Genomic DNA, 13,489 nt, shown 5'->3' with positions numbered 1-13,489 from the left:
GGGGTTACCCTCCGCTCGTGCAGAACGAGTTGAAGCGCACCCTGGGGGTGTCCGATGCCGTCGTCGTCGGACTCGGCGCGATGGTGGGCGCCGGTATCTTCGCCGCCCTGGCTCCCGCGGCGGGGGCGGCGGGCGGAGCCCTGCTCGCCGCTCTGGGCGTGGCGGGTCTCGTGGCCTACTGCAACGCGCACTCCTCGGCGCGGCTGGCCGCCCGGTACCCGGCCTCCGGCGGCACGTACGTCTACGGGCGCGAGCGGCTCGGGCCCTTCTGGGGGTATCTGGCGGGCTGGGGCTTCGTGATCGGCAAGACCGCGTCCTGCGCGGCGATGGCCCTCACGGTGGGCGCGTACCTGTGGCCGGGGCGGCAGCACGCCGTGGCCGTCGCGGCGGTGGTGGCGCTGACCGCCGCGAGCTACGGCGGCGTGCAGAAGTCGGCCCGTATCGCCCGGCTGATCGTGGCGGTGGTGCTGGCGGTGCTGGCCGGGGTGGTCGTGGTGTGCCTGTCTTCCGGGGCGGCCGACCCGGGGCAGCCGGGCGGGCCCGACGGGGGCGTCTTCGGGGTGTTGCAGGGTGCGGGTCTGCTGTTCTTCGCCTTCGCGGGCTACGCCCGGATCACCACCCTGGGCGAGGAGGTGCGGGATCCGGAACGGACGATCCCGCGGGCGGTGCCGATCGCGCTGGGGATCGCGCTGCTGGTGTACGCCGCGGTGGCGGTGGCGGCGTTGTCGGTGCTCGGCGCGCAGGGGCTGGCGCAGTCGTCGGCCCCGCTCGCCGACGCGGTACGGGCGGCCGGGCGGCCCGGACTGGCCCCGGTGGTCCGGGTGGGTGCGGCCCTGGCCGCACTGGGCTCGTTGCTGGCGCTCGTGCTCGGGGTTTCGCGGACCGTTCTGGCGATGGCCCGGGACGGCCACCTGCCGCGCGCGCTGGCGGCCGTACACCCCCGGCACCAGGTGCCGCACCATGCGGAGCTGGCCGTGGGTGCGGTCGTGGCGGTGCTGGCGGCCACCGCCGATCTGCGGGGCGCGATCGGTTTCTCCTCCTTCGGCGTGCTCGCCTACTACGCGATCGCGAACGTCTCCGCGTGGACTCTCGATTCAGCTGTCAAGGGTCGGGCCGTGGCAGTGGTCGGACTGTCCGGCTGTGTGGTGCTGGCGTGTGCGCTGCCCCTCGCGTCGGCGCTCTGGGGGGCGGCGGTGCTGGCGGTGGGCGTACTGGTCTACGGGGTTCGGTGGCGGCTCAGATCCGGGATCTGAACGCGTCCCAGGGCGCGAGCTCCAGGTCGCACTCCTCCCCCAGGCCGGACTCCTCGCAGAACCAGGCGGTGCCGTCGAGCCAGCCGTGCAGCCAGCCGGCCAGGCTCGGGGTGTCGATGGACCAGGCGAGCTCCGGTTCTCCCGGATTCGGGTCGAACAGGAGGACCTGGGCGGTCTCGGACCGGCAGTCCACGCAGGCGTCCATTCCGCAGCCGAAGTCGGCCACGGGCAGTACGCCTTCGGGCCAGCGCCACCCGGAAGACCGTCGTTCCCCATACGCGAGCACTGCCTGACGCAGCGGCAGCAACCCCTGGACGGGGCCGAATCCGCCGTCGCCGATGCGGGTGTAGAGCGAGGCGAGCAGGGGCGGCAGGGCGAAGCCGAGTATGGCTTCGGCGCGGGTGACCTCCCCGGTGTCCAGCGGCCCTGGCAGGGTCTTTCCGCGTCGCTCATACCTGCGTGCGGAGTTGCGCACGCGGTCCGTGACTTGCTCCAGCAACTGCTCGGTCTCGTTCATGCGTTCATGGTGACGCACCCCACCGACATCCGCCCGGGCCTGTGGACAACTCCGCCCGCAGGCCGATCCGACGGCCTGCGGGCGGGGTGTGTGCCGGCGTCCGGGACGCCGGTCGCTGCGTCAGCGGGAGGCGAACGGCGCGTCCGTCGGGACGATCTCGCGGCCCAGCGGCAGCAGGGAGAGCGGGACCATCTTGAAGTTGGCGATGCCGAACGGGATGCCGATGATCGTGATGCAGAGGGCGATGCCGGTGACGATGTGGCCGAGGGCCAACCACCAGCCCGCCAGCACCAGCCACAGGACGTTGCCGATGCAGGACGGGGCGCCCGCGTCGTGGCGCTCGACCGTGGTGTAGCCGAAGGGCCAGAGGGCGTAGACGGCGATGCGGAAGGCGGCGATGCCGAACGGGATGCCGATGATCGTGATGCACAGCAGCACACCTGCGAGCAGGTATCCCAGGAACAGCCAGATGCCGCTGAGGATGAGCCAAATGATGTTGAGGATTGTCTTCATTGGCGGCGGCCTGCCATCTGTTCGAGCCGGGCGATGCGCTCGGCCATCGGAGGGTGTGTGGAGAACATCTTAGAAAGGCCCGCACCCGGACGGAACGGGTTGGCGATCATCATGTGGCTCGCCGCCTCCAGCCGGGGCTCCGGGGGCAGCGGGAGCTGTTTGGTGCCCGCGTCGAGCTTGCGCAGGGCGCTGGCCAGGGCGAGCGGGTCGCCGGTGAGCTGGGCGCCGGAGGCGTCGGCCTCGTACTCGCGCGAGCGGCTGATGGCCAGCTGGATCACGGAGGCGGCCAGCGGGCCCAGGATCATGATCAGCAGCATGCCGAGGAGACCGGGGCCCTCGTCGTCGTTCGACCGGCCGATCGGGATCAGCCAGGCGAAGTTGACCAGGAACATGATCACCGAGGCGAGGGCGCCGGCGACCGAGGAGATCAGGATGTCGCGGTTGTAGACGTGGCTGAGCTCGTGGCCGATGACACCGCGCAGCTCGCGCTCGTCGAGGATGCGCAGGATGCCCTCGGTGCAGCAGACCGCGGCGTTGCGCGGGTTGCGGCCGGTGGCGAAGGCGTTGGGGGCCTCGGTGGGTGAGATGTACAGGCGTGGCATGGGCTGGCGCGCGGACGTGGAGAGCTCGCGCACCATGCGGTAGAGCTGGGGAGCCTCGAACTCGCTCACGGGGCGGGCGCGCATCGCGCGTAGAGCCAGCTTGTCGCTGTTCCAGTACGCGTAGGCGTTCGTCCCGAGGGCGACGAGGACGGCGATGATCAGGCCGCCCCGTCCGAAGAAGCTTCCGATGAGGATGATGAGTGCGGACAGCCCGCCGAGGAGTACGGCGGTCTTCAGCCCGTTGTGCCGGCGGTGCACGGTACGCCCTCCAAGTGGTGCGGCAGGGGAGCCCGTCATGGTTTTGAGGGTCTACGGTCCAGTGGACCCTCCCTTCCTGGTCAACGCGAGGTGAGGGCGTCAGGTTCCCAGGGCGTGGTGGGGCGGCCGCCCTCCGCCGCCCCTTTCCGTGGGGCGGCGGGGCCGCGGCGGGCGTTACTCCGTACGGGTTACGTGCGCCGGTTACTGCGCGAAGAGGCTGCCCGAGGTGACGCGCAGGACGAGTTCCGGGGCGCCCGAGACGACGACCGCCGTGATCGCGGTGACGACGATGGCCGCAGCCACCGGCCAGGGGGCGCGCGTACGGGTCTGCGCGCCTTCGGGGGTGCGGAAGAGCAGGGCCGTCCAGCGCAGGTAGTAGTACAGGGCGATGACGACGTTGATCGCCATGACCACGGCCAGCCAGCCCAGGCCCGCGTCGACCGCGGACCGGAAGACGGTGACCTTGGCGAAGAGCCCGATGATGCCCGGCGGCAGGCCCGCCAGGCAGAGCAGGAAGAAGCCCAGGGAGAGGGCGGCCAGCGGGCGCTCGGCGTAGAGCCCCCGGTAGTCGCTGATCCGGTGGAGCGGCTTGGTACGGGCGACGAGGGCGGCCACGGCGAAGGCGCCGAGGTTCACGGCGGCGTACATGAGGGCGTAGGCGACGGTGGAGCCGATCTGGTCGCGCCCGGAGTACGCGGCGGCGGCGATCGGGACCAGCAGGTATCCGGCCTGGCCGACCGATGACCAGGCGAGCAGCCGTACGGCACTGTTCGGGCGGTCCGGGGACTGCCGCAGGGCGGCGGTGTTGCCCAGGGTCATGGTGAGTGCGGCGAGGACGGCCAGGGCCGGGCCCCAGATGTCGGAGTACGCGGGGAAGGCGATCACCGTGACGAGGATGAGGCCGGTGAAACCGACGGCCTTGCCGATCACCGACAGGTAGCCGGCGATGGGCAGGGGGGCGCCGACGTAGGTGTCGGGGACCCAGAAGTGGAAGGGGACGGCCGCGGTCTTGAAGGCGAAGCCGACGAGGGTGAGCGCGACACCGGCCATGGCGAGCGTGTCGAGCTGCCCGGGGACGTCTTCGAGGCGGTCGGCGACCTGGGTGAGGTGCAGGGAGCCGGTGGCGGCGTAGACGAAGCTGACGCCCATCAGCGACACGGCGGTGGCGGTGACGGAGGACAGGAAGAACTTCAGGGCGGCCTCGGAGGAGAGCCGGTCGCCGCGGCGCATGCCGACGAGGGCGAAGGCGGGCAGCGAGGCGACTTCGAGGGCGACGATCAGGGTGGCGAGGTCGCGGGAGGCGGGCAGCAGGGCCGCGCCGGCGGCGGAGGAGAGCAGCAGGAACCAGTACTCGCCGGCCGGCATGCGGCTGTCGTGGACGGCGGTGACCGAGATCAGGGCGGTGATCAGGGCCCCGGCCAGCACCAGGAACTGGATGACGAGCGTGAAGCGGTCGGCGACGTAGCTGCAGGCCGCCGGGTCGCCGGTGAGGCAGAAGGTGGCGCGGTCACCGGCGCGCAGGGGCAGCAGGGTGGCGGTCGCGGCGGCGAGGCCTGCGACCGAGATCCAGCCGAGGACCGGCTTGTGGCGTTCGGGGAGGAACAGGTCGGCGACGAGGACGACCAGGCCGACGGCGGCAGTGATCACCACGGGTGCGATGGCGAGCCAGTCGACGGACTGGACCAGGCTCGGGGCCTCGGCGGAGAGGACCGTCAGGGCCGTCATGGCCGTCATGAATTGCCTCCTGCGAGGAGCTTCTGGACGGCCGGATCGGTGAGGCCGAGGAGGACCGCGGGCCACAGGCCGGCGAGGACGGTGAGGGCGACGAGCGGGGTCCAGGCGGCGAACTCGTAGCGCTGGACGTCCGCGACGGCGAGCTCCGGACCGGCTTTCGGGTCTCCCATGCAGACGCGCCGTACGACGATCAGGAGGTAGGCGGCGGTGAGCAGGGTGCCGAACGCGCCGACGGCCACGTACGTGAGGAACGCGGGGCGGGAGAGGCCCTCGGCCGGGTCGAAGGCGCCGAAGAGGGCCAGCATCTCGCCCCAGAATCCGGCCAGGCCGGGCAGGCCCAGGGAGGCGACGGCGGCGAAGGCGAGGAGCGCGCCGAAGCGGGGGGCGCGGCCGTAGAGGGCTGCGCCGGTGGCTCCGGCGAGGGTGTCGAGGTCGGCGGTTCCGTAGCGGTCCTTGAGGGCGCCGACCAGGAAGAAGAGGAGGCCGGTGATCAGGCCGTGGGCGATGTTGGCGAAGAGCGCGCCGTTGACGCCGGTGGGGGTCATGCTCGCGATGCCGAGGAGGACGAAGCCCATGTGGCCGACGGAGGAGTAGGCGATGAGGCGCTTGAGGTCGCCCTTGTTCCCCTTGCGGGCCAGCGCGAGGCAGGCGAGCGATCCGTAGACGATGCCGACGGCGGCGAAGGCGCCCAGGTAGGGGGCGAAGGTGGCCATGCCGTCGGGGGTGATGGGGAGCAGGATGCGGACGAACCCGTACGTGCCCATCTTGAGCAGGACGCCGGCCAGCAGCACGGATCCGACGGTGGGCGCGGCGGTGTGGGCGTCCGGCAGCCAGCTGTGCAGGGGCCACATCGGGGTCTTCACGGCGAGGCCGATGCCGATGGACAGGACGGCCAGGAGCTGGGTGGTGTGGGACAGTTCGCGGCCGTTGTCAGAGGCGAGTGCCACCATGTCGAATGTGCCCGCCGTCACACCGATGAGGAGGAGGCCGAGCAGCATGACGACGGAGCCGAGGAGGGTGTAGAGGATGAACTTCCAGGCGGCGGCCTGCCGCTGAGCACCGCCCCAGCGGGCGATGAGGAAGTACATCGGGATGAGGACCATCTCGAAGGCGAGGAAGAAGAGCAGCAGGTCGAGGACGGCGAAGGTCGCGAGGGTGCCGGACTCCAGGACCAGGAGCAGTGCGACGAAGGCCTTCGGGGAGGGGCCTGCGGGGAGCTTGAAGTAGCTGTAGAGCGCGCAGAGGAAGAACAGCAGCGCGGTCATCAGGAGGAGGGGGAGCGAGATGCCGTCGACGCCGAGGTGGATCCGGACGTTCAGCGCCTGGATCCAGCTGATGTCCGTCGTCGCTTGGATGCGGGACGGGGCGTCGTGGTCGAAGCCCAGGGTGAGGGCGATGGCCGCGGCGAGGATCACGCCGGTCACGGTCACGCCGTGGCGGAGCACGGCTTGTTCGGGGCTCTTGCCCTTGAGGCCGGGCGGGGCCGGCAGGAGCGCCGCGGCGGAGCCGAGGAGCGGTGCGGCCACGATGAACGCCAGAAGGAACTGCATCACGGACGGGCTGATATCAATCACGGCTGACTCACGGCTCACGATCCGGCGTTGACGTTGGCGAGGACGGCGGTGGCGATCGCCAGGACCACGGCGCCGGCGAGCAGGGCGCTCAGGTAGCTCTGCACGTTGCCGGTCTGGGCACGGCGTACGAGGCTGCCGAGCAGCTGGGTGCCGGTGCCCGCGCCGCGGACGTACGTGTCCACGACCTCGCGGTCGAGGAAGCGGACGAGGCTCGCGGCGGCCCGGACGGGCCGGACGAACAGCCGGTCGTAGACGGCGTCGAGGTGGAAGCCGACGGCCGCGTGGCGGTGCAGCGGGCCGAGGAACGCCTTGCCGGGGTCGGCGGCGGGTCCGGTCGGGACGGCGGGGTGATCGTGGGTCACCTCGGCCACCTCGGGGGCTTCCGCGACGGATTCGGCGGCGGCGACAGCGACGGCGGCGGGCACTGGGGTTTCGGCACCGGCTGCGGTGCCTGCCCCGGTGCCGGCTCCGGTGCCGGCGGCGGTCGCAAGGACGGCCTTCGCCGAGGCGCGCTGCCAGAGGGCATAGGTGAGCATCGCGCCGATGGCCGCGGCGCCCGTGCCGAGGACCGAGGTGACCAGGGTCGGGGTGAGTTCCCCGCCGTCGAACCAGTCGGAGATGGGGCCGGCCGCGAGGCCGAAGCCGATCGACGGGATCGCCAGCAGCCACAGCACGCCGGTCATGGCGAGGGGTTCCTTGCCGTGGTCGGGGGCGGCGACGCCGCGGCCGCGGAAGGCCATCAGCCACAGCCGGGTGGCGTAGGCGGCGGTGAGCAGGGCGGTCAGCAGACCGGCGACGAGCACCAGCCAGCCGGCGGCGCTGGGCACGAACTCCGAGTGGCCGGTCGCGGTGTGCTCGGCGGCGACGAGGACGGCTTCCTTGGAGAAGAAGCCGGCGAAGGGCGGGACGGCGGCGAGCGCGAGCAGCGCGATCGTCATCGTCCAGAAGGCGTCGGGGATGCGCTTGGCCAGGCCGTCCATCCGGGACATGACGCCCAGGGAGTTCGTTCCGGCGGCGTGGATGATCACGCCGGCGCCGAGGAAGAGGAGCGCCTTGAAGGCGCCGTGGGACAGGAGGTGGAACACGGCGGCGCCGCGGTCACCGACGGCCAGGGCGCCGACCATGTAGCCGAGCTGGCCGATCGTGGAGTAGGCGAGCACCCGCTTGATGTCGTCCTGGGCGATGGCGGCCAAGCCGGAGCCGACCATCGTGACGGCCGCCATCACGGCCATGACCACCAGGGTGGCCCCGGAGGCTGCGAAGACGGGCAGGAGGCGGGCGATGAAGTAGACGCCGGCGGCGACCATCGTCGCGGCGTGGATCAGCGCCGAGACCGGGGTGGGGCCCGCCATGGCGTCGGGGAGCCAGGTGTGCAGGGGGAACTGCGCGGACTTGCCCGCGACACCGGCGAGCAGGAGCAGCGCGATCAGGGTCGGGTGGTCGAGTCCGCCCGCGGCGACGGTGCCGAGGATCTTCGGGATCTCGAAGGAACCGGCGTCGGCGGCGAGCGCGAACAGGCCGATCAGGAAGGGGACGTCACCGAGCTTGGTGACGAGGAAGGCCTTCAGGGAGGCGGAGCGGGCCGCTTCGGTCTCCCAGTAGTGGCCGACCAGGAAGTACGAGCAGATGCCCATGACCTCCCAGCCGACCAGCAGCACCATCAGGTCGCCGGAGTAGACGACGAGCAGCATGGCGGAGGTGAACAGTGAGACGAGAGCGGCATACGACGGGTAGCGCGGGTCCTCGCGCAGGTACGCCGTCGAGTACAGCTGTACGCAGGTGGCGACGACCCCGACCAGGACGGCGACCAGTGCGGCGAAGCCGTCGATGTAGAGCGAGAGGTCGATCGGCACCGAGCCGGTCGGGGTCAGCTCGGTCGAGGCGCTGATCGTCTCGCCGCCGCCCTGGCGGACGGCGACGAGTACGGCCAGTACGGCGGCGCCGAGCGTCGGCAGGATGGCGAGCGGCCGGACGAACCCGGGGGCGCTGCGGCCGAGCAGCAGTCCCGCCACCGCGCCCAGGAAGGGGAGCAGCGGGACGAGGACGGCGAGGGTCGTGGTGCTCACGCGGTGACCTCGCTCTGGTTGTTCGCGGCGGGCTCGTGGCCCTCGGCGGTGTCGCGCAGCCGGTCGACGTCGGAGGTCCCCCGGTTGCGGTACACCATCAGCACGATCGCGAGGCCGATGCCGATCTCGGCGGCGGCGATGGCGATGGTGAAGAGGGTGAGGGCCTGGCCGGCGTGCAGTGCGTCGCGCAGCCAGACGTCGAAGGCCACCAGGTTGAGGTTGACGGCGTTGAGCATCAGCTCGACGGACATCAGGACCAGGATGGCGTTGCGGCGGGCGAGTACGCCGTACAGGCCCGTGCAGAAGAGGAGCGCCGCGAGTACGGCGGGGTAGGCGAGGTGCATCAGCGCTGCCCCTTGTCGCTGGTGTCGCTGGCTTCGCTGGCGTCGGTGGATTCGTTCCTGCGGGACAGCACGATGGCGCCGATCAGGGCTGCGAGGAGGAGGACGGAGAGCGCCTCGAACGGCAGCACCCAGTGCTGGAAGAGGATCTCGCCGGAGACCTTGGTGGAACCCTGGGCCGGTCCGTCGAGGTCGATCCAGGTGGTGCGGAAGGCGTCGACGACCACCCAGACCAGGGACACGGCCGCGACGACGGCGACGCCGAGCGCGATCCAGCGGTTGCCGGAGTCCGCGTCCGGGGAGCGGCCGATGGGGGCCTTGGTGAGCATCAGCCCGAAGAGGAGGAGGACGACCACGGAACCGAGGTAGATGAGGACCTGGACCCAGGCGATGAACTCTGCGGTCAGCAGCAGGTACTCGACGGCGATGCCGCCGAGCGCGACGACCAGCCACAGGGCGGCGTGCACCAGCTGTTTGGTGGTGACCGTGACGAGGGCCGCGCCGAGGGTGGCGAGTCCGACGAGGACGAAGGCGATCTCGACGCCGGTCGGGGAGAGGAAGCCGGGCCCGGTGGTGGCGGCTGCGGCCAGGGTGGCGGCGGGGCTCACGCGTCTCCCTCCGGGGTCGGGTTGGTCGGCGGTTCGGTCTCGGCCGCCCGGGCGGCGGCTTCGGCGGCGGCTGCCGCCGCGGCTGCGGCTTCGGCCTTCTCCACCGCCTTGCGGGCGGCGGCGATCTCCTTGGGCTCCTCGGCCGCCGGATCCAGCGCGGGCGGCGCCGGGACGGTCCACATCCATTCGCGAAGCTTGTCGCGCTCGTGGGTCAGTTCGTGGATGTCGGTCTCCGCGTACTCGAACTCCGGCGACCAGAAGAGGGCGTCGAAGGGGCACACCTCGATGCAGATCCCGCAGTACATGCAGAGGGAGAAGTCGATGGCGAAGCGGTCGAGGACGTTGCGGCTGCGCTCGCGGCCACCGGGGGTGGACGCCGGGACCGTCTCCTTGTGGGAGTCGATGTAGATGCACCAGTCGGGGCACTCGCGCGCGCAGAGCATGCAGACGGTGCAGTTCTCCTCGAACAGCCCGATGACCCCGCGGGAGCGGGGCGGCAGTTCGGGCTGGACTTCGGGGTACTGGGCGGTGTGCGAGCGCTTCGTCATCGTGCGCAGCGTGACGGCCAGGCCCTTGGCCAGGCCGGATCCGGGGATGGGCATTACTGGATCGCCACCTTCACGATGCCGGTGAGCGCGATCTGGGCGAGCGCGAGCGGGATGAGTGTGGTCCAGGCGAGCTTTTGGAGCTGGTCCTCGCGCAGGCGCGGGTAGCTCACGCGGAGCCAGATCACGACGAAGGCGAGGATCGCGATCTTGAGCAGGGTCCAGACCCAGCCGAGGTCGTCGCCGAAGGGGCCGTGCCAGCCTCCGAGGAAGAGGACGGTGGTCAGGGCGCAGAGGACGACGATGCCGGCGTACTCGGCGAGCAGGAACAGTGCGAAGCGCAGGCCGGTGTACTCGGTGTACGCGCCGAAGATGATCTCGGAGTCGGCGACGGGCATGTCAAAGGGGGGCCGCTGCAGTTCGGCGAGGCCGGCGGTGAAGAAGACGAGCGCGCCGACGATCTGCCAGGGCAGCCACCACCACTCGAAGGCCTCGACGATCCCGGGGAGGGAGACCGTACCGGCCGCCATGGCGACGGAGGCGGCGGCGAGCAGCATCGGGAGCTCGTAGGCGAGCAGCTGGGCGGCGGTGCGCAGGCCGCCGAGCAGGGAGAACTTGTTCGCGGAGGCCCAGCCGGCCATCAGGGAGCCGAGGACTCCGACGCCCATGACGGCGAGCGCGAAGAACAGGCCCGCGTCGATGACCTGGCCGACGGCGCCCTCGCCCGGGCCGATGGGGATGACCAGGAGGACGAGGAGGTAGGGCAGCAGGGCGACGGCGGGGGCGAGCTGGAAGATCCGGCGGTCGGCGCCCGCCGGGACGATGTCTTCCTTCTGCGCGAACTTCACGCCGTCGGCGACGAGCTGGGCCCAGCCGTGGAAGCCGCCGGCGTACATGGGGCCGAGGCGGCCCTGCATGTGGGCCATCACCTTGTGCTCGGTCTGCCCGACGACGAGCGGGAGCACGAGGAAGACGGCGAAGACGACGATCAGCCGCAGGGCGACGTCGAGGACGTCGTTCACGCGTCGCCTCCGTTGTCGGTGGTGGGGTCGGTATCGGGCTCGGCCGGGCGCCGCCGCTCGGGGGCGGGGCCGGCCTTCGGGGTGGGTCCGGCCTTCGGGGTGGGGCCGGGCTCGGTCTGAGGAGCCGGCTCGGGGGCCGGCTCGGGGGCCGGCTCGGGGGCCGGCTCGGGGGCCGGCTCGTCGAAGGCGGGCTTCGGGTCGTGCCAGGGGGCATCGGAGCTGCGGGGGGCGGGGCGGCGCGGGGCGCGTGCCGCGGGCTCCGTTGCCGGAGCGCCGACGTCCGGGGCGGCCGGCTCCGTGCCCGGGTTCTGGCTCGCGGAGCCGTCCGCTGCCGAGCGGGTACGACGGGCCGGGGGCCCAGCGGCCCCAGCGTCCTCGGCGACCTGGCTCGCCGAGCCGCCGGCGGCGGAACGGGTACGGCGGGCCGGGCCCGGCGCGGCTTCGGGAGCCTCCGTGCCCGGAGCGGCCGACTCCGTACCCGGGGCGGCCTCTGCTGCCTGGCTCGCCGAGCCGTCCGCCGCCGAGCGAGTACGACGGGCCGGGCGGGCCGGGGCTTCGGGAGCCTCCGTGCCCAGAGCGGATGCGTCCGGAGCGGACGTGCCCGGAGCGGATGTCTCGGCTGCCTGGCTTGCCGAGCCTTCCGACACCGAGCGGGTGCGGCGCGGCGGGCGGGGGGCGGACTCCACGCCCGCCTCGGTGGCCGAGCCCGCCGGGGACTGGGTGGCCGAGCCCTCGGTGACCGAGCGGGTACGCCGGACCGGGGCGCCCTCGCGCGGGGTGCGCGCCGCGGCGCCCGCCGCACCGGCCGCACGCGGGGTGCGGGCCGGACGGGACGGGGCCGGCGGGAGCTGGCCCTTCATCGGGCCCCAGTCGTTGGGGTCCGGCACGCCCGGCGGGAGCATCTGGCGGCGCTTGGGCGCGTCCGGGTCGTACGCCTCGCCGGGCTCCTTGGCGCCGGGCCAGGCCTTGGCGACGCGTGCGGCCAGGACGAAGTCCTTGCGCAGCGGGTGGCCCTCAAAGTTCTCCGGGAGGAGGAGGGGGACGAGGTGCGGGTGGTCGGTGAAGGTCACCCCGAACATCTCGAACGTCTCGCGCTCGTGCCATTCCGCCCCCGCGTAGACGGCGACCGCGGACGGCAGGGAGGCGGCGCTGTGCGGGACGGTCGTGCGCAGCAGCAGCCGGCGCACCCGGTGGTTCTCCAGCGACGCGACGTGCGCGCAGATCCGGAAGCCGGTGCCGGGCTCGTCCACCGCGCTCAGCCAGTCGAAGTACGTGCAGCCCAGCTTGTCCCGGGCGATTTCGAGGGCGGGGATCCAGCTGCCGACGGGCACGTCCACCGTGAGGACGTCGTACGAGAACTCGGCGACGGCCTCGGCGCCGAAGACCGTTGCCGCCGCGTCCGGGAGGGAGTCGTAGAGGTTCACGCGCCGGCCCCCTGCGCGGGTGCGGGCGGGGGCGTGACCAGGCCGCTCGTCAGCTGGGAGACCGACGGCCCGGCCGCGTAGCGCTCGGCCAGCGACTCGCGGGCGATCTTCTCCTGGAGCTTGAGGATGCCCTGGAGGAGGGCTTCGGGGCGCGGCGGGCAGCCCGGCACGTAGACGTCGACCGGGATGATCTGGTCGACGCCCTTCGTCACCGAGTACGAGTCCCAGTAGGGGCCGCCGCAGTTGGAGCAGGCGCCGAAGGAGATGACGTACTTCGGCTCCGGCATCTGCTCGTAGAGCCGCTTCACCGCCGGGGCCATCTTGTCCGTGACGGTGCCCGAGACGATCATGAGGTCTGCCTGGCGGGGTCCCGGCGCGAAGGGGATCACGCCGAGCCGGATGAAGTCGTGCCGGGCCATGGACGCGGCGATGAACTCGATCGCGCAGCAGGCCAGGCCGAAGTTGAACACCCACAGGCTGTACCGGCGGCCCCAGTTCAGGACCACCTTCATCGGTTCCGGGGCCAGGCGGGAGAGGACTCCGAGGCGCTTGGGCTCCGGGAGCAGCACGCCCTCGGTCGGCGTCACAGCCGGTGTCACGTCCATTCGAGGACGCCCTTCTTGTACGCATAGAGCAGGCCGACGGCCAGGAAGCCCAGGAAGATGAACATCTCCACCAGCGTCGTGGCGCCGTAACCGGCGGCGGCGAACACCGTCGCCCACGGGAACAGGAAGATCGAGTCGACGGCGAAGATGACGTAGAGGAACGCGTAGACGTAGTAGCGGACCTGGGTGTGCGCCCAGCCCTCGCCGACCGGGTCCACACCGCATTCGTAGGTCAGCAGCTTCTCGGGGGTCGGGACGACGGGCCGCAGCAGGCGGCCCGCACCGAAGGCGACGGCCACGAAGAGCACACCGAGGACGGCCAGCAGACCGACGACCGAATAACTCCGGAAGTAGTCCGCCGCGAGTACGGTTACGGTCGATACCGTCGGTTCAGGCACGTCCGTTCCTCGCTCCTCGGTCACTGTCG

14 protein-coding genes are annotated in these 13,489 nt (G+C 71.9%); 1 reads left to right on the top strand and 13 read right to left on the bottom strand.

The genetic code is table 11. The features are described from left to right. The first annotated feature begins 17 nt into the window (after window positions 1-17). Window positions 18-1,253 (top strand): APC family permease, encoded by a 1,236-nt coding sequence (locus OG594_RS26235; protein ID WP_266603809.1) that lies wholly within the window; start codon window positions 18-20, stop codon window positions 1,251-1,253. Here OG594_RS26235 and OG594_RS26230 read toward each other — a convergent pair. The 13 genes from OG594_RS26230 to OG594_RS26170 form a co-directional block, all read right to left on the bottom strand. Continuing rightward, window positions 1,237-1,770 (bottom strand): SMI1/KNR4 family protein, encoded by a 534-nt coding sequence (locus OG594_RS26230; protein ID WP_266603807.1) that lies wholly within the window; start codon window positions 1,768-1,770, stop codon window positions 1,237-1,239. The two genes, OG594_RS26235 and OG594_RS26230, sit on opposite strands and share 17 nt — an antisense overlap. A 120-nt stretch (window positions 1,771-1,890) precedes the next feature. Beyond that, complete coding sequence (locus OG594_RS26225) at window positions 1,891-2,283, bottom strand: YccF domain-containing protein (RefSeq protein WP_030009012.1); 393 nt, start codon at window positions 2,281-2,283, stop codon at window positions 1,891-1,893. Next, window positions 2,280-3,143, bottom strand: a complete 864-nt coding sequence (gene htpX / locus OG594_RS26220; protein WP_052874808.1) for a zinc metalloprotease HtpX — start codon at window positions 3,141-3,143, stop codon at window positions 2,280-2,282. Before htpX ends, OG594_RS26225 begins: the two co-directional genes overlap by 4 nt. Window positions 3,144-3,344: 201 nt before the next feature. Beyond that, a complete protein-coding gene (locus OG594_RS26215; RefSeq protein WP_266603804.1) occupies window positions 3,345-4,877 on the bottom strand; it encodes an NADH-quinone oxidoreductase subunit N in 1,533 nt (510 codons plus the stop codon). Further along, window positions 4,874-6,427, bottom strand: a complete 1,554-nt coding sequence (locus OG594_RS26210; RefSeq protein ID WP_266606583.1) for a NuoM family protein — start codon at window positions 6,425-6,427, stop codon at window positions 4,874-4,876. The genes OG594_RS26215 and OG594_RS26210 overlap by 4 nt, the downstream gene beginning before the upstream one ends. A 38-nt stretch (window positions 6,428-6,465) precedes the next feature. Beyond that, the gene (locus OG594_RS26205) at window positions 6,466-8,517 is read right to left on the bottom strand and encodes an NADH-quinone oxidoreductase subunit L (RefSeq protein ID WP_266603802.1); all 2,052 of its coding nucleotides are present in this window, start codon (window positions 8,515-8,517) and stop codon (window positions 6,466-6,468) included. After that, window positions 8,514-8,861: an NADH-quinone oxidoreductase subunit NuoK gene (nuoK, locus tag OG594_RS26200; RefSeq protein ID WP_030726044.1), complete on the bottom strand. Its 348-nt coding sequence runs from the start codon at window positions 8,859-8,861 to the stop codon at window positions 8,514-8,516. Before nuoK ends, OG594_RS26205 begins: the two co-directional genes overlap by 4 nt. Next, complete coding sequence (locus OG594_RS26195; RefSeq protein WP_266606582.1) at window positions 8,861-9,448, bottom strand: NADH-quinone oxidoreductase subunit J; 588 nt, start codon at window positions 9,446-9,448, stop codon at window positions 8,861-8,863. Before OG594_RS26195 ends, nuoK begins: the two co-directional genes overlap by 1 nt. 14 nt (window positions 9,449-9,462) lie before the next feature. Further along, window positions 9,463-10,068, bottom strand: a complete 606-nt coding sequence (locus OG594_RS26190) for an NADH-quinone oxidoreductase subunit I (protein ID WP_266603800.1) — start codon at window positions 10,066-10,068, stop codon at window positions 9,463-9,465. Then, window positions 10,068-11,033 (bottom strand): complex I subunit 1 family protein, encoded by a 966-nt coding sequence (locus OG594_RS26185; protein WP_266603798.1) that lies wholly within the window; start codon window positions 11,031-11,033, stop codon window positions 10,068-10,070. Before OG594_RS26185 ends, OG594_RS26190 begins: the two co-directional genes overlap by 1 nt. After that, on the bottom strand, window positions 11,030-12,457 hold the full coding sequence (locus OG594_RS26180) for an NADH-quinone oxidoreductase subunit C (protein ID WP_266603796.1): 1,428 nt from the start codon (window positions 12,455-12,457) through the stop codon (window positions 11,030-11,032). The genes OG594_RS26185 and OG594_RS26180 overlap by 4 nt, the downstream gene beginning before the upstream one ends. Further along, on the bottom strand, window positions 12,454-13,062 hold the full coding sequence (locus tag OG594_RS26175; protein WP_189733430.1) for an NADH-quinone oxidoreductase subunit B: 609 nt from the start codon (window positions 13,060-13,062) through the stop codon (window positions 12,454-12,456). The genes OG594_RS26180 and OG594_RS26175 overlap by 4 nt, the downstream gene beginning before the upstream one ends. Beyond that, window positions 13,053-13,460, bottom strand: coding sequence for an NADH-quinone oxidoreductase subunit A (locus OG594_RS26170; RefSeq protein WP_030388327.1), 408 nt, complete (start codon window positions 13,458-13,460; stop codon window positions 13,053-13,055). The genes OG594_RS26175 and OG594_RS26170 overlap by 10 nt, the downstream gene beginning before the upstream one ends. Window positions 13,461-13,489 lie beyond the last annotated feature (29 nt).

It is taken from the genome of Streptomyces sp. NBC_01214 (assembly GCF_026340975.1).
GTDB lineage: Bacteria > Actinomycetota > Actinomycetes > Streptomycetales > Streptomycetaceae > Streptomyces.
This window is presented reverse-complemented; position numbering and strand designations above follow the sequence as displayed.

Coding starts and splice junctions, on each gene's coding strand:
- nuoK (WP_030726044.1), bottom strand. CDS start 8,861: ATGCACCTCGCCTACCCCGCCGTACTCGCGGCGCTCCTCTTCTGCACG.
- OG594_RS26215 (WP_266603804.1), bottom strand. CDS start 4,877: ATGACGGCCATGACGGCCCTGACGGTCCTCTCCGCCGAGGCCCCGAGC.
- OG594_RS26210 (WP_266606583.1), bottom strand. CDS start 6,427: ATGCAGTTCCTTCTGGCGTTCATCGTGGCCGCACCGCTCCTCGGCTCC.
- OG594_RS26230 (WP_266603807.1), bottom strand. CDS start 1,770: ATGAACGAGACCGAGCAGTTGCTGGAGCAAGTCACGGACCGCGTGCGC.
- OG594_RS26225 (WP_030009012.1), bottom strand. CDS start 2,283: ATGAAGACAATCCTCAACATCATTTGGCTCATCCTCAGCGGCATCTGG.
- OG594_RS26175 (WP_189733430.1), bottom strand. CDS start 13,062: ATGGACGTGACACCGGCTGTGACGCCGACCGAGGGCGTGCTGCTCCCG.
- OG594_RS26190 (WP_266603800.1), bottom strand. CDS start 10,068: ATGCCCATCCCCGGATCCGGCCTGGCCAAGGGCCTGGCCGTCACGCTG.